Genomic DNA, 13,233 nt, shown 5'->3' with positions numbered 1-13,233 from the left:
GAGCGCTCCTTCATCGATTGGGGTTGATCGGCGGATCGACGGCCCAGACATCGGGCTCGGCGGCGTCTGCGGCCGGCGGCTTCGGCGACGGCGCATCGGCCTCGGCGGCGGGACGCGGCGGCTGGTAGGACTTGCGCGCCTGGCGCACGAGCGCTGCGGATCCCGCCGCGCCGCGGCGGTGTGTCGACGCCCCGCCGTCCCCGCCACCGCCACCGCCACCGCCGCTGGGACCACCCCCTGAGCCGCCGCCCGAACCTTCCGGGCCGCCACCTGATCCGCCAAAGGCGCTGACCACGCGCGCCGCACGACGCGCGCTCTGCATCGCCCCACCGGCCGCCCAGCGGCCCACCAGCGCCGCACCCCCGACCGTGGCGGCCAGCCCCACGGCCCCGGCGGCGGCCGAGCCGGCGCTGAGTTGGGGCCCGCCGGTGATCTGGGCGGCGGCCAGGGCCGGAATCTTCAAGGCCAGCATCAGGATCATCACGGCCGCGGCCAGCAGGCCAACGGACTCGTGCCACGGCGGCTCGCTAGAGACGGTGAAGCCCGAGAAGAGCTGCTCACCGATCGAGACGACCAGGGCCAGGGCCATGACCTTGGCCCCGACCGAGACGACGTAGCCGATGGCCCGTTCGGACATGAAGGCGGTCTGGGTGAGGATGCCGAACGGCACGGTCACGAAGCCGATCAGGGTGACGATGTAGAACTCGATGATGGTGACGGCGATCTCGATGCCGAGCACGACAAACGCCAGGATGATGCCAATCGCCGCCAAGCCGGTGACCGCGATGGCGTCGATATGATTGAAGAACCCGGTGCCCATGCCTTCGCTGGCGAGCCGGCCGATGTACCTCAGGAGATCAAACGCCACATCGAGTCCGTCCCTGACGATCAGAGACGGCTGGGTAAGGTCGCTGACCTCGAGATGTCCGCCACCAGCCTTCAGCCCCAGCGCGGCAAAGCCATTGACGACCGTCAGGGTGAGGGCGTGCCAGCCGCTAATCAGCCAGGCGAAGAAACCAAACAGCAGGATCTTGCGCACCAGGGCGGCCGGCACGTTCTGATGCTCGTCGAGCGCCCAGAGCAAGGCCGACAGGCCCAGGCTGATGACCATCAGCGAGCCGAACACCGCCTGGACATCGCCCTGCACCAGGCCAAAGCCCGTGCCGACCTGCGTCGTGTAGCGGTCGAGCAGTTCGTCGATGACGGCGGGCGAGGCAGATGACACGCCCGCCTCACAAGCTGTTGGGCTTGGCGCGCCTTTTGATCGGCGGCAGATACATCGGCGAGCACGGGTCGTTCTTGTCGCGAAGATCCAGGTCCGGGCACTTCCTGCCAGGCTTTGCCGTCGGACGTTTGTCGGTCTTCGACACCGGCGCCGGGCTGCAGCTGGCTAACCCGATCGTCCCCGCGATAATCAGCACCAGGATACGCATCAGAGGCTCTTTCGGGGGCGTCGCGGCGCGGGGGGCGGCAAGACCGAGAGCCGCTGGCGATCGGCTTCGGCCTTGGCCGCGAGCGCGCGCTTTTCGGCCTCGAAGGTCTGGACCTGACGCGCCTGGCTGATCAGCAGGGTCTGAAGCTGGGTGAGCTGGACCGAGAGTGCGGCCAGCAGCTGGTTGGTGGCCTGGACGGCGGCGGTCTGGCCCGCGGCGGCCTGGGACGCGGCCACGGCGCCGGTCACGGCCCCGGCCGTCTGGCCCTGGGCCTGGACGATCTGGCTTTGGACCTGCATCGCCTCCTGCAGGGTCTGGCGACTGGCCTGGTTCCAGGCGGCGAGCTTGTCGGCCAGCTCCGCGGGCGAGAGGCCCGCCAAATCGCCGGGATAGAGGGCGGCGAAGTCCCGCGACAGGTCGGCGGCGTTGTAGCCCAGGCCCTGGGATTGCCGCATCAGGCCCGTCGCCTGGCTGGCGATGTCGCGCAACGGGCCGGTGACGTCGACGCCGAGCCCCTGCAGCATGCGTTCGGAATTGGCCAACTGAGCCTGCAGGGCCTGGATCTGCTGCAGGCCCTGGCTGACTTGCCTGAGCATCTGGCTCACGGCGGCCGGATCATAGACGGTGAGCTGGGCCCTGGCCGACGTCGCCGCGCCTAGAAGCGCGAGCGGTGCGGTGGCCATGAGCGCACGGCGAGACAGGGTCATCAGAGCGGCTCCTCGAGATTGGCACCCCGCCGCGCCAGGGGCGGCGCGGGCCGGCGCGGCGCCACGCGCCGCCAGACGATCGTCGCTGCCGCCAACCAGGCGAGACCGGCGACGATGAGCGGCGGGCAGACCAGGATCTGCGCGCCGGCCACGGCCATGACCACGCCGGGAAAAAGCAGGGCCACGAGCAACAGCCGCCGGCCCCGCGTCGCGCCCAGGCCGGCGGCCGGTATCCAAATCCGATGAGGACGCCCTTCAGGCCGCATCACGAACCTCCGCCAGGAAGTCGGCGACCTCGGACAGGCCTTTGGCGCGATAGAAGGCCGCCGCGAAGCCAGCCTGGCCATGGGCGTCCAGCAGCCGGGTGATCAGCGCCTGATCGCCGGGCGAGGCCGAGCCGACGGCCGCCAGGGCCACCGGCCCCAGGCCCAGCTCGAACAGGCGATTTCCCGCCGCGCTCTGGTAGTAGTACTCGCGCTTGGGCCTGGCCCCGGCGATGATCGCCACCTGCTGGGCGTTGAGCCCGAAGGCGCTGTAGGCCTTGGCCAGCTCGGGCGTGCGCGCGTCGGGGTTGGGCAGGAAGATCCGCGTCGGGCAGGCTTCGAGCAGCGCCCCGGCGATCGGCGAGTCCAGCGCCGTCTTCAAGCTTGGCGTGGTGAACATCACCACCACGTTCTTCTTGCGCAGGGTCAGCAGCCACTCCCGGATCTTGGCGGCGAAGACGGTCGACTCCAGGAGCAGCCAGGCCTCGTCGAGCACCAGCAGGGTCGGGCGGCCGTCGAAGTCGCGGGCCAGCAGATGGAAGAGGTAGGTCAGCACCGGTCCTGCGGCCGCGCGGCTGGCGATCAGTTCGCCCATCTCGAAGGCCTGCCAGTCGGCCCGGGCCAGGTCCGCCCCCGCGCCGTCGAGCAGCCGCCCATGCGGACCGGCCAGGGTGAACGGGGTCAAGGCGGCCTTGAGGACGCGATCCTGCAGGGTCGCGGCCAGCAGGGTGAGGGTGCGCTGCTCGCGCGGCGCGGCCGAGAGGCTCTGCAAGGCCGTCCAGACGCTGTCGCGCACGCTGGGATCGGGCGTCACCCCACCGGCGACCAGCAGGTCCTCAACCCAGTCCTGGGCCCAGGCCCGCTCGTCCGGATCGTCGATGTCGGCCAGGGGCTGGAACGCCAGCCCGCCGCCGCCGCCCAGATCGTGGAATGCGCCGCCGACCAGCAGGGTGGCGGCCCGGGCGCTGGCGCCCTTGTCGAAGATGCGGACCTGAGCCTGCGGGAACCGCAGCCATTGCAAGGCCAGGGTCAGCAGACACACCGACTTGCCCGCGCCCGTTGGTCCGGCGACGAAGGTGTGGCCGACATCGCCCTGGTGCAGGTCGAGCCGGAACGGCGTGGTCGCGCCGGTCAAGGCGTGCATCAGCGGCGGCTGGGGTCCGGCAAACCCGCGCTTGGCGCACTCGGCCGACAGATGGGCGTTGTGGCTGGGACCGGGCCAGATGGCCGAGAGCGGCAGCATGTCGCAAAGATTGAGCGTGCTGACCAGCGGTCGCCGCACATCAGCATAGGCCTGGCCCGGCAGGCTGCCCAGCCAGGCCTCGACCGCATTGAGGTCCTCGACCTTGGCCACGAAACCGGCGCGGTTGATGGCCGCCTCGACCTGACGGACTTGGGCGGCCAGGGCGTCGGGGTCGGGATCCATCAGGGTCAAGGTCGGGGTGAAGTAGCCCATGGCCGCGGCGTCCTCGCCCAGCAGGGCCAGGGCCGCGTCGGCGTCCTGGGTCTTGTGCAGGGCGTCGGGATCCTCCAGCGCCGAGGGCTCCTTGGTGAGGGCCTCCTTCAGCAGGGCCAGGACGCCCTTGCGCTTGGAAAACCAGCGCTTGCGCAGGGTGGTGACGGCCCGGCGCGCGTCCTCGCGATCAAGCGGCAGATAACGGCTGACCCAGCGATAGGGCAGGCCCAGGGCGTTGAGCTGGTCGAGGATTCCCGGCGCGGAGGCGGCCGGAAACGCCCGGATCGACAGGGTGCGCAGATAATGCTGGCCCAGACGCGGGTAGAGCCCGCCATGCAGGTCATCGTCGGTCAGGAAGGCGTCGAGATAGGCCGGGACCGGCGGCGCCGCGACCGGATGGGCCTTGGTCGAGATGCAGGCGTGCAAGTAGGTCAGGGTCTCGCCGTCATCGAGCGGCGCCACCATCGGCAGGACGGCGGCCAGGAGATCGCGCAGGCTCGCGACCGTCACCTTGAACTCCTCGAAGGCGGCCCTGTAGAGGGCTTCGGCGCCCTTGCCGCCGGGCAGGTTTTCCACCAGCAGGCTGGCGGCCGCGCCCACCGCGTCCTGCGGCGGCAGGAAGGTCAGGGTCAGGAAGTAGCGGCTTTCGAAGTGGACGCCTTCGGCCTCGAACTCCAGGCGCCGCTCCTCGTCGACGAGATGGCTGACCGGATCGGGAAAGGCCGCCGGCGGATAGGCGCGCGAAGGCGTGCGGACGGCCTCCACATGCAGGCACCAGCGCGACCCCAACCGGCGCAGGGCGTTGTTGAGCTGGGCGCGGGCGGCCACCAGGCCCACATCCGTGGCGCTGGCCAGGTCGGGCCCGCGAAACGCCAGGGTCTGCTGGAAGGCGCCGTCCTTGTTGAGCACAACGCCCGGACCGATCAGCATCGCCCAAGGCAGGTGATCAAACAGGCGATGGGACCGGCGGCGGTATTCGCCCAGATAAAGCATGGCCGCCCCCTTATCCGTCGTAGGCGGCCGGCTGGCGAACGTGCCGGCGTAGGACGTCGAAGACATAAGGATCGCGGCGCGCCAGGACGTAGGCGCCGGTCCAAAGACCCAAGCCCAGCGGCAGGCCGATCAGCGGCACCTGCAGGCCCAGGGCCAGCATGGCCGTCAGGGTGCCGATCAGGATGGCGACCCCGCGCGGCACGCCCGCCAGGGTCACCGGCTCGGCCAAGGCGTTGTGGAAGGCGATCTCGAACCCTTCGACCTCGGCCATGTCAGAACGCCGCCCCGCTGGTGAAGCCGAGCCAGGGCAAGAAGAAGCTCGAGGCGGTGAAGGCGATGGCCAGCCCCATCAGAACGCTGCAGCCCCGCCGCAGCGTCGATCCGCCCTCCGAGACCGCCACCCCAAAGCCGAACAGGGCGATGGCGATCACGCCGACCGCCCGCGCCACCGGCCCGGTAATGGAGTCGGCGAGGGCCGTCAGCTTGTCCTCCCAGGGCATGGCTCCGCCGCCCGAGGCCAGGGCCGGCCCGGCCAGGCAAGCCAGGACGCCCGCGGCGAGCGCGACCCGGACGGCGCGTCGACGCGCCAGACGCTGCGGGGAAAGATCGATTGGAAGCGACATGGCGTTTACTCGCGTTGAACGCGAAAATCCTGCTCGCCACGACCCCGCCTCACAATCGAGAGGAATTAAGGGACGAAAACCTAGGCGGCTTGAGCATATCGGCGCCGCGGCCGGGCTCGCCAGGCGGGCCGGTCAGGATCTCCCGATGTGTCGAGGCCGCCCGATGGACGCTGGCGTCGAGTCCTTCGCGCCCATAGCCTTGCGCCATGCGGGGATCCCCGGAACCGGACTGGATGGGGCGGGCGATACGGGTTGCCCGGTCGTTCACCGCGACGACGCGCGGCGCCCGCGGCGCCCGGCAGTCGGTCTATGTGATCCTGTTGCGCGACGCGCGGCGCGATCCGCCGTGGGGGCTCTATGTCGGACAAACCTCGCGCGATCCGGACCTGCGGTTCGACCAGCACAAGGCCGGCTACAAGGCCAGCGGCGCGGCTCGCCGGTTCGGCGTGCGCCTGCTGCCCGACCTCGTCGCCCACCTCAATCCCATGCGCCCCTGGGAAGCCCTCGACCTGGAAGCGGCTCTGGCCGAGGCCTTCAAGGCCTGCGGCGTCCCCTGGGTTGAGGGCGGACATTGACCACCCGGTTGATCTCCCTTCGCGCAAACCGCCACACGAAGATCAATTACGGACGCGGCGATCTTTCACTCTTCACCACGACGGTGTCTGCCCTCGGTGGCGGAGCCGGACCGCCAAGCCGCGGGCGATGAAGGCCGCGCAGCTGCGCACGATGGCGCCGCCGCAGCCTCTGCCCTAGTCGAAGACGCCTGTCGCGTGGCGGACGCTATCGATTCAGCGGCCAGGCGGCCCGAAGCTCATCGGGCGTTCCGTAATAGACATTGATGTCCATGTCGGTCCGGGTTCCCGGGACGCGGTAGGGGCAGGCCGCGGCCGAGCAGTTGATTTCGCTCGAGAACTGCCAGAGCGTGTAGCGGTCCCAAGGACGCGCGGGGAAATCGGTCACGGTCGCCTTGAACCGGGCATACCACAGCTGCACGCCGCCAAATTCGGCGCTGTTGGCCCAGCGCGCCGAAAGAGCCTTGGTGACGCTATGGTTGGCGTAGACCAGCGGCAGTCGCCCCGTCCTTCGCTTAACCTCGCGCAGCGCCGCCTCGACCTGTTCGACCGTGACCTCGAAGCTGGCGGCTTGGCACTTGTCCGACCCGACGAGACATTCGACATCCACTGCATAGGTCTCATCGCCATGCTCGCCCGTCGCGGCCAGATAGGTGTCGATCTGACGGGTGACGCTGGCGGTCGTCAGCAGGTGATAAGACCCCCATAGATAGCCGCGCTTGATGGCTTCGCCTCTACGCGCCGCATAGGCCGGATCGCGGCTGGAACCTTGCGAGGCCTTGTGGATGACCGCGACGACCTTCTTGTCCGTCGCGACCTGATCCCAATCGATCGCGTTGCCGGCATAGGGGTCCAGGACGATCGCCGACTTGGTGTCTTTCCACGGCGCTGCCCATTCGCCCGCCACGCCAGGCGAGGCCCATAGAAGGCTGGCGGTCAAGGCGGCCATGGCCGCCGCGCCCAAGCCCGAGGTCCGATTGCCCATCATGCTGCCCCCAAACGGCGGATGCCGCGCCCCGCATGAGGCTGCACTTTGACGTGTGCGTCGTCAATCAATCCCCTTGGCGTTTAGCCGCGGCGATGTCCCCAACCACGCGTTATGCTTGCGCCTGACCGAACATTGTTCGATGTTGATCGCAGCGAAGCGGCGAGGGGGCTCTCTGCAGGTCAATCGATTGCAAGGCCCGCGCCGTCAGCGCGTCGATTAGGCTTCGCAATCGCACGGACCGACGCGGCGAGGGCGACCGCGACGGCGGTTCAAAGCGAGCAAGAGGTCGCCCGTTGGGGCGATCCGATGCGATCACGGGGGAGCATCGCATGATGGCGCGGGGACTTGTCACGGTGGGACTGGCGGCGTTGATGGGCGGCCTGGCCCTTGCGCCGACCAAGCCGGCCAAGGCCTTCGGCACCGCCGACCTCTATCCCTGGGCCGGCGAGCATCGGCGGATCACACGCTTTGCGCTGCGCGCCGAAGGCTTTGGACCCCAAACCCTTGGCCTTCTTTCAGGCACGGGCGGCGTCAATGGCGACACCTATGGCGCGGTCGGCGCGCCAGACCGCCTGACCAGTCCGCTCGGCGATGTGCATGAGGCCCATTGCGACCATGGCGACTATCTGGCCGTCGCCAAATACCCACAGACCGCGGCCCAGGCCGAGACCAACCTCACCGCTTGCCGGCAGTGGATCGCGACGGTGATGGACAAAGCTGAGATCTTGGCCGGGCGGCTGGTCGATGCGGCCGGTGTGGTGCAGGCGAGCGAGGCGGCGACCGCGCCACGCTGCAAGTTCGATGTCACCAGCGAACGCGCCAAGTGCGAGGTCCTCGAACAGCTCGGCATGGCTTTCCACGCCACCCAGGACTTCTATTCGCACACCAATTGGGTGGACCGTCCTGCGCCCGGAGCGGTCGCGCCTGACAACCCGCCAGGGCTGGGCCAATCTGGTCCCGCACCTTGGCTCAGCCTGCGCCAGACGACGGCGTTTCCGGCCGGATTGATCAGCGGCTGCTATGAGGGCAAGCCCGAGATGGTGAAGTGCCGCTATGACGGCCTGACCAATCGGATCAAACACGACGACCTCAACAAGGACATCGGCCCGATCAACGAGACCACCGGCGCGGCGGGGCCGGGCGGCTCGGACCGCGGGAAGATCAACGACAATTTCAGGCGCGCGGTCGAGGCCGCCAGCGCCGACACAACCGACAAGTGGCGGCTATTCGCCGAACGCGTGAAGGCCCGATACCCGGGCGCGCGAGGCGCAAAGATCCTTTGCGTGGTGCGCACCGACACGCCCGCACAGTGCTGACGCCGTCAGCGCCCGCTGCCGTTCAAGGATCCAGAACACTTTGCCATCGACGCCGATCGAGACCCTATCGCTTGACGCGCCCCAGCAGGCGGCGCTGGCCGCGCACGACATCGTCACGGTCGAGCGCCTCTGGATGCTCGCCCAGGCGCCGGAAACGCGCACGCTCCTGGCCGGTATCCTGGCCTTGTCGGACGCGGCGCTCGCCGCCCTGGTCGCGCAGGCGCAGACCGCCTTGCCCGCCTCCACGCTGGACGAACTCAACCGTCCCTTACCGCCGCGCGGCCTGGGCGCGCTCGAGCCCACCGACGACATCCGGGACACCGCCGCGCGGTCCCCCGAAATCGAAACCGACGGCGTCCTGCCCGCGGCGATCGACCGACGCGCCGAAATGCCGGCGATCCGGGATCAGGGCTGGCGCGGCGCCTGCGTGGCCTTCGCCCTGACCGCGGTCTATGAGCACCTGCGCGGCCGCCAAGGCGCGATGGCCGACTACTCCGAGCAGTTTCTCTACCGCGAAGCCAAACGGATCGATTTCGTGCCCAAGGTCTGCGGCACCTGGATGATGCAGGCGGCCAATGTCTACAGCCAGTGGGGGCAGTGCCTGGAAGCGACCTGGCCGTACGCGCCCTACACGGAGTGCAACGCCCACGGCCGCTTGCCCGCCGGCGCTCGCGCCCAGGCCCAACGCCATCGGGCCCGCGGCGTGATCCTGCGCTGGCGGAGCATCGAGAGCGTCAAACGCGTGCTGGCGGACGGCTCGGTGGTGGGCTGCACGGTTCCGATCTACGCAAGCTGGGACAATGGCGACGTCTTCCGAACCGGCAATATCGGCATGCCCCTGCCCGGCGAGGCGACGCGCTCGGGCGGCCATGCCTTCTGCATCGTCGGCTATCAGGACGATCCGCGCGCGCCCGGCGGCGGGCGCTTCTTGATCCGCAACAGCTGGGGTCCCGGCTGGGGGAACGGTGGCTACGGAACCATGCCCTACGCCTTCATCGCCAAGCATGGTTGGGAGCTGGTCACGCTCGCGCCCTAGGCGCGGCAAACATCATACTGTCAAACGCAGGCGGTGAGCCTCGCCGGCCAGCCCGATACCGCCAACGCCTTGCGCCAAGATCAACACGGCCTATCCGGCGCGCCGGACCGTGGATCGACGCCAGGCCGCGACCACTCACCGCTAGGCACGACCGCTCGAGCGCGTCAGACCGCGAGCGCGGCAATCTCGCCCAGACGCACCGCTTGCGACACCGCGTGGGTGCGATTGCGCGCCCCGAGCCTTCGATAGGCGTCCGAGAGATAGCCATTGACCGTGTGTTCGGAGATGCCGAGCAAGTCGGCGATCTGGATGGCGGTCTTGCCCATTTGGGCCAGGACCAGGCACTCGCGCTGGCGAGGGGTCAGAAGAAAACTCGGCACGTTACGAACTCCGCTGAAAACGGTCGGCGCGGGCCAGACGCCTGAACTCAGGACGCGATCACAGTGAATAAATACAACCATACGTAACTCTCGCCAAGCGCGTATTTCGCGCGGGGCGAGCAATCGCGGCTCGCCCCCTTTGCAAGGACGTAGATCCAGGTCTGCCGTCCGGCTTAGGCGGGCGCGTCTTCCGTGGCCAACGCGCGCGCCAGGTCCAGGACTTGCCGACGAATCTGGCTCCTGCCGATACGTGGAAACAGCGCCGCCAGCTCCAAGCTTTCCGACGTCGACAGGAAGGCCTGGATCATCTGGCCAGCCTGGTCGGTCATCAGATCCTGGCCCCGGCCATCCAGGGGATCGGGCAAGCCCTCGAAGAAGAAGGCCACGGGGACCTGCAGGGCCCTGGCCGCGTCATAGAGCTTGCTGGCGCTGACCCGGTTTGCGCCGCGCTCGTACTTTTGAACCTGCTGGAAGGTCAGGCCCATGGCTGCGGCCAATTGCTCCTGGCTGACGCCGAGCAGCTTGCGGCGCATGCGCAGGCGCAGGCCGACATGCACATCGACCGGGTTGGGGCTGGGCGTTTCGCTCGCTTTGGTCATGAAATGCTCGATCGTTCGAGAGGGGACAGGCCAGGACGAGAAGGGCGGCGCCCCCGCGTCTAGGGCCCGATCGCCGGGGGAGCGCGGTCGCGCCAGGCCAGCACCCGCGCGTGATCGGGGCGCGCGGTGACCGCTAGCGGGTAATAGGCGGTCAGCACGGCCTGGAAGTTTTCCGGTCGGGCGGTGCCAAACACCCCGCTGATCCGCAGCTCGGCGATGCGGGGATCCTCGATCACCAGGCGCTGAGCGGCATACCGGTTCATTTCGGCCACCGCATCGCCCAGGCGCTCGTCGCGAAACACCAGCTGACCGCGTTTCCACGCGGTGTCGCGATCGACATCGGCCACCGCGACACTGATGGCCCGTCCCACGTCGGCGACCAGGGCCTCGCCCGGCTCGAGCGCCTGGCGCTCCAGCGGCAACAGGCCCGTCAGCCCCGTCCGTCGCAAGGGATCGACCACCACGCGACCTTCGATCAGCACGACCTTGACCTGGTTGTGATCGAGCCGGACGTCGAAGGCCGTGCCGGTGGCGGTGATGCGCCGATCGCCAGCGGCGACGACGAACGGCCGAGGCTGGTGCTTGGCGACCTCGAACAGGGCCTGGCCCTTCAGCAGCCGCACCAGACGCTGACGGTCGTCATAGGCCACTTCGATCAGACTGGCGGTGTTGAGGGTGACGCGCGAGCCGTCGTCGAGGCGCACGCTCAGACGCTCGCCGACGCGGCTGGCGTAGCGCCGCCCGGCGCTGGACGCGTCCTGGCCGGCGGACGGCGAGGGCGTCACGGCGGCCGGCGGCTCGCCAAGCCAGGCCCAGGCGCCCGCCAGCCCGAGGACAGCGACCAGGATCGTCGCGGCCAGCGCCCAGACCGCGACGGAAGCGCGGCGGGTGGGATACCGCGTCAGGGCCATGTCCCGCAGGGCGAGGATCTCCTCGGCGCCCGCCAGATCCCCGGCCATCTCGAGGGGCGCGTCGACCTCGGCATAGGCCGCGGCGTTGACGGGATCAGCGAGCCAGGCCTGGAAGCGCGCCTCTTCACGCGCCGACGCCAGGCCCAGCCGTCGTCGCGCCGCCCAGTGGACGGCGGCGTCACGCGGCGCGGCGGGCAGGGCCCGTCGCCTGTCGATCCACCAAGGGGTCATGCCCTCTATTTCACCCGGTCGCGCAAGAACGCCACCGCTCGCATCATCTCCTTCTCGACCAGACTGATCGACAGGCCCATCCGCTTGGCGATCTCGCGGGCGGGAAGCTGTTCGTAGCGGTTGAGGACAAAGATCATGCGAGCGCGCTCCGGAAGCGCACGCAGGCCGCCCAGCAGCTGCCCGTAGGCTTCCCTACCGAGCAAGATGCGTTCTGGCGAGGATTCCTCATCGCCGCCGAGCGCGCCTTCGTCGAATTCATCGGCATCCAGCGCGATCCGCCGTCCGGCCAGCCGATATTGCTCGCGCAGGATGTTGGCGGCGGTCTGAAAAATATAGCCCTCGATATTGTCGATCGACCGCAGGTCGGCGCGGCGCAGCAGCCGCACGAACACCTCCTGGGCCAGATCATCGACATCGCTGGCGTTGGTCACACGCCGGCGCAGATAGGCCCGCACCGGGGCGCCATAGGTCTCCACCAGGTGTTCGAGGCGGGCGCGGTCGTCGATCGCCGTGTTGGGCATCGTGGTCTCGGCGGTCGTCTGGGCCAATCCAGATCGACTATGAATTGTGCTCGGGCAATCCATGTCAATCCGGACAATCGACGAGCGTGATCAGGTGAACACGACATGACCTGAAAAACAGCACGAGTTTCGCCGTCAAGTTGAAACAGCAACGTCCAATATCTCGTCTTGCGGCATATTCGAAGACCACGGGCGTGTAGCGCACGAAACCACAATACAACCGACAATTGTTACGAGGAGCCCACGAACCTAGACGCCAAGGGCCAAAACCGGGTCGCGCTAGATGAGATGATTTCGCATCAAGCACTCAGGGTAGATCACCCCGGGTGCGGCTTCGCCGAAAGCCCCAGTCTGAGTAGATTTTTTGAGCGAACGGCTCTGGACGGAGACGATCAGGCGCGCGCCGCCCAGATCACCAAGGCCAAGCCCGCCAGGCCGAACAGAGAGACCGTCCAGACCCCGATGCGCCGACGACGCTCCTGACCGAGCGCCTGGCGTCGCAGGCGCACGACCTCCGGATGCTCGGCCAGGACGCCGGCCTGTTCGACCGCGGCTTCGGCGGCGCGGAAGGCCGCGGCCTCGTCCGCCCCGCTTCGCCAGCGTTCGAAGGCGGCCTCGTCGGCGGGGTCGTTAAGGCCCAGCCGCCGGCGCGCCGACCAAAAGGCCGCCGCCTGGGCGATGTCGGCGGGCGGCCGGGCGCGGTGATGACGGAGGGCAGGGCGCACTGAAATACCCGGCTCACGGGATGATGACGGACTGAAATACTACCGTCGGTATAAACCGCATCGCCGCTATCGCCAAGCTTCAGGTGCGAAAGCCGCGCTGAGCCGCAAGACCCAGCAGGTTTATAATCAGGTTATAAATCTCGGCCCTAAGATTATTCTCTGGTTATCATCGTTGCCGATCGATCCTCCGAAGATCAACGTCACGGCATCGCGAATATCCGCGATGTTCAGAAGGAGGACTTTGCTATGGAACGCATCGAAGACCTGATCGATCTGGGCGCCGTCTCGGTGGAAACCAAGGGCGACGGCAACGGCATCGACGACACTGGCAGCCCGCCGCTGCACCCGCGCCAAGTCGAAGAAGGCGTCTCGGTCGACTGAGCGCGGCCCCGGGGCGCGCGCGCCGCGCGCGCCCCGATCTGCGGTGGCGCGATCACGCCGCCGAACGCCTCTCCAGCGCCCGCTCCAGCGCCCGGAAA

General features: G+C 68.6%; 17 protein-coding genes. 4 read left to right on the top strand and 13 right to left on the bottom strand.

The genetic code is table 11. The features are described from left to right. Positions 1–10: 10 nt before the first annotated feature. The 7 genes from trbL to AC1RR5_RS19915 form a co-directional block, all read right to left on the bottom strand. The gene (gene trbL / locus AC1RR5_RS19945) at positions 11–1,225 is read right to left on the bottom strand and encodes a P-type conjugative transfer protein TrbL (protein ID WP_492924276.1); all 1,215 of its coding nucleotides are present in this window, start codon (positions 1,223–1,225) and stop codon (positions 11–13) included. Between the two features lie 7 nt (positions 1,226–1,232). Next, on the bottom strand, positions 1,233–1,433 hold the full coding sequence (locus tag AC1RR5_RS19940; protein ID WP_492924274.1) for a hypothetical protein: 201 nt from the start codon (positions 1,431–1,433) through the stop codon (positions 1,233–1,235). Beyond that, a complete protein-coding gene (locus tag AC1RR5_RS19935; RefSeq protein WP_492924272.1) occupies positions 1,433–2,140 on the bottom strand; it encodes a TrbJ/VirB5 family protein in 708 nt (235 codons plus the stop codon). The genes AC1RR5_RS19940 and AC1RR5_RS19935 overlap by 1 nt, the downstream gene beginning before the upstream one ends. Beyond that, on the bottom strand, positions 2,140–2,331 hold the full coding sequence (locus AC1RR5_RS19930) for a hypothetical protein (protein ID WP_492924270.1): 192 nt from the start codon (positions 2,329–2,331) through the stop codon (positions 2,140–2,142). Before AC1RR5_RS19930 ends, AC1RR5_RS19935 begins: the two co-directional genes overlap by 1 nt. Positions 2,332–2,395: 64 nt before the next feature. After that, positions 2,396–4,852, bottom strand: a complete 2,457-nt coding sequence (gene trbE, locus AC1RR5_RS19925) for a conjugal transfer protein TrbE (protein ID WP_492924268.1) — start codon at positions 4,850–4,852, stop codon at positions 2,396–2,398. Between the two features lie 10 nt (positions 4,853–4,862). Next, entirely contained in the window at positions 4,863–5,123 is a 261-nt protein-coding gene (locus AC1RR5_RS19920) for a VirB3 family type IV secretion system protein (RefSeq protein ID WP_492924266.1), read from the bottom strand. A gap of 1 nt (position 5,124) precedes the next feature. After that, entirely contained in the window at positions 5,125–5,475 is a 351-nt protein-coding gene (locus AC1RR5_RS19915; RefSeq protein ID WP_492924264.1) for a TrbC/VirB2 family type IV secretion system protein, read from the bottom strand. A gap of 206 nt (positions 5,476–5,681) precedes the next feature. Between AC1RR5_RS19915 and AC1RR5_RS19910 the strand changes: the two genes are divergently transcribed. Further along, a complete protein-coding gene (locus AC1RR5_RS19910) occupies positions 5,682–6,050 on the top strand; it encodes a GIY-YIG nuclease family protein (protein WP_492924262.1) in 369 nt (122 codons plus the stop codon). Between the two features lie 205 nt (positions 6,051–6,255). Here AC1RR5_RS19910 and AC1RR5_RS19905 read toward each other — a convergent pair whose 3' ends face one another. Further along, positions 6,256–7,035 (bottom strand): glycoside hydrolase family 25 protein, encoded by a 780-nt coding sequence (locus AC1RR5_RS19905; RefSeq protein ID WP_492924260.1) that lies wholly within the window; start codon positions 7,033–7,035, stop codon positions 6,256–6,258. A 371-nt stretch (positions 7,036–7,406) separates the two neighbouring features. Here AC1RR5_RS19905 and AC1RR5_RS19900 point away from each other — a divergent pair, with 371 nt between their 5' ends. Further along, positions 7,407–8,351 (top strand): hypothetical protein, encoded by a 945-nt coding sequence (locus tag AC1RR5_RS19900; RefSeq protein WP_492924258.1) that lies wholly within the window; start codon positions 7,407–7,409, stop codon positions 8,349–8,351. A 40-nt stretch (positions 8,352–8,391) separates the two neighbouring features. After that, complete coding sequence (locus tag AC1RR5_RS19895; protein WP_492924256.1) at positions 8,392–9,387, top strand: C1 family peptidase; 996 nt, start codon at positions 8,392–8,394, stop codon at positions 9,385–9,387. A 164-nt stretch (positions 9,388–9,551) separates the two neighbouring features. On the opposite strand, the gene AC1RR5_RS19890 is transcribed toward AC1RR5_RS19895, so the two are convergent. The 5 genes from AC1RR5_RS19890 to AC1RR5_RS19870 all read right to left on the bottom strand — a co-directional run bounded on the left by AC1RR5_RS19890 (position 9,552) and on the right by AC1RR5_RS19870 (position 12,754). After that, positions 9,552–9,767 carry a helix-turn-helix domain-containing protein gene (locus AC1RR5_RS19890; protein ID WP_492924254.1) on the bottom strand — a complete coding sequence of 72 codons (216 nt, stop codon included), beginning with the start codon at positions 9,765–9,767 and terminating at the stop codon, positions 9,552–9,554. Positions 9,768–9,940: 173 nt separating this feature from the next. Further along, positions 9,941–10,366, bottom strand: coding sequence for a helix-turn-helix domain-containing protein (locus AC1RR5_RS19885; protein WP_492924252.1), 426 nt, complete (start codon positions 10,364–10,366; stop codon positions 9,941–9,943). Between the two features lie 59 nt (positions 10,367–10,425). Continuing rightward, a complete protein-coding gene (locus AC1RR5_RS19880; RefSeq protein WP_492924250.1) occupies positions 10,426–11,508 on the bottom strand; it encodes a FecR family protein in 1,083 nt (360 codons plus the stop codon). Between the two features lie 5 nt (positions 11,509–11,513). Beyond that, positions 11,514–12,056, bottom strand: coding sequence for an RNA polymerase sigma factor (locus AC1RR5_RS19875; RefSeq protein WP_492924248.1), 543 nt, complete (start codon positions 12,054–12,056; stop codon positions 11,514–11,516). Positions 12,057–12,421: 365 nt separating this feature from the next. Further along, complete coding sequence (locus tag AC1RR5_RS19870) at positions 12,422–12,754, bottom strand: hypothetical protein (protein ID WP_492924246.1); 333 nt, start codon at positions 12,752–12,754, stop codon at positions 12,422–12,424. 246 nt (positions 12,755–13,000) lie between these two features. Here AC1RR5_RS19870 and AC1RR5_RS19865 point away from each other — a divergent pair, with 246 nt between their 5' ends. Further along, the gene (locus AC1RR5_RS19865) at positions 13,001–13,135 is read left to right on the top strand and encodes a benenodin family lasso peptide (RefSeq protein WP_492924244.1); all 135 of its coding nucleotides are present in this window, start codon (positions 13,001–13,003) and stop codon (positions 13,133–13,135) included. Positions 13,136–13,233: the final 98 nt, after the last annotated feature.

It is taken from the genome of Caulobacter sp. GW821-FHT11E11, assembly GCF_058808315.1.
The sequence above is the reverse complement of the archived record's forward strand: the minus strand, read 5'-3'. Positions and strand labels throughout refer to the sequence as shown.

Excerpts from the sequence above, each read along its gene's own strand:
- AC1RR5_RS19885 (WP_492924252.1), bottom strand. The coding sequence starts at position 10,366 with ATGACCAAAGCGAGCGAAACGCCCAGCCCCAACCCGGTCGATGTGCAT.
- AC1RR5_RS19880 (WP_492924250.1), bottom strand. The coding sequence starts at position 11,508 with ATGACCCCTTGGTGGATCGACAGGCGACGGGCCCTGCCCGCCGCGCCG.
- AC1RR5_RS19865 (WP_492924244.1), top strand. The coding sequence starts at position 13,001 with ATGGAACGCATCGAAGACCTGATCGATCTGGGCGCCGTCTCGGTGGAA.
- AC1RR5_RS19920 (WP_492924266.1), bottom strand. The coding sequence starts at position 5,123 with ATGGCCGAGGTCGAAGGGTTCGAGATCGCCTTCCACAACGCCTTGGCC.
- AC1RR5_RS19910 (WP_492924262.1), top strand. The coding sequence starts at position 5,682 with ATGCGGGGATCCCCGGAACCGGACTGGATGGGGCGGGCGATACGGGTT.
- AC1RR5_RS19905 (WP_492924260.1), bottom strand. The coding sequence starts at position 7,035 with ATGATGGGCAATCGGACCTCGGGCTTGGGCGCGGCGGCCATGGCCGCC.
- AC1RR5_RS19940 (WP_492924274.1), bottom strand. The coding sequence starts at position 1,433 with ATGCGTATCCTGGTGCTGATTATCGCGGGGACGATCGGGTTAGCCAGC.
- AC1RR5_RS19915 (WP_492924264.1), bottom strand. The coding sequence starts at position 5,475 with ATGTCGCTTCCAATCGATCTTTCCCCGCAGCGTCTGGCGCGTCGACGC.
- AC1RR5_RS19935 (WP_492924272.1), bottom strand. The coding sequence starts at position 2,140 with ATGACCCTGTCTCGCCGTGCGCTCATGGCCACCGCACCGCTCGCGCTT.
- AC1RR5_RS19900 (WP_492924258.1), top strand. The coding sequence starts at position 7,407 with ATGGGCGGCCTGGCCCTTGCGCCGACCAAGCCGGCCAAGGCCTTCGGC.
- trbE (WP_492924268.1), bottom strand. The coding sequence starts at position 4,852 with ATGCTTTATCTGGGCGAATACCGCCGCCGGTCCCATCGCCTGTTTGAT.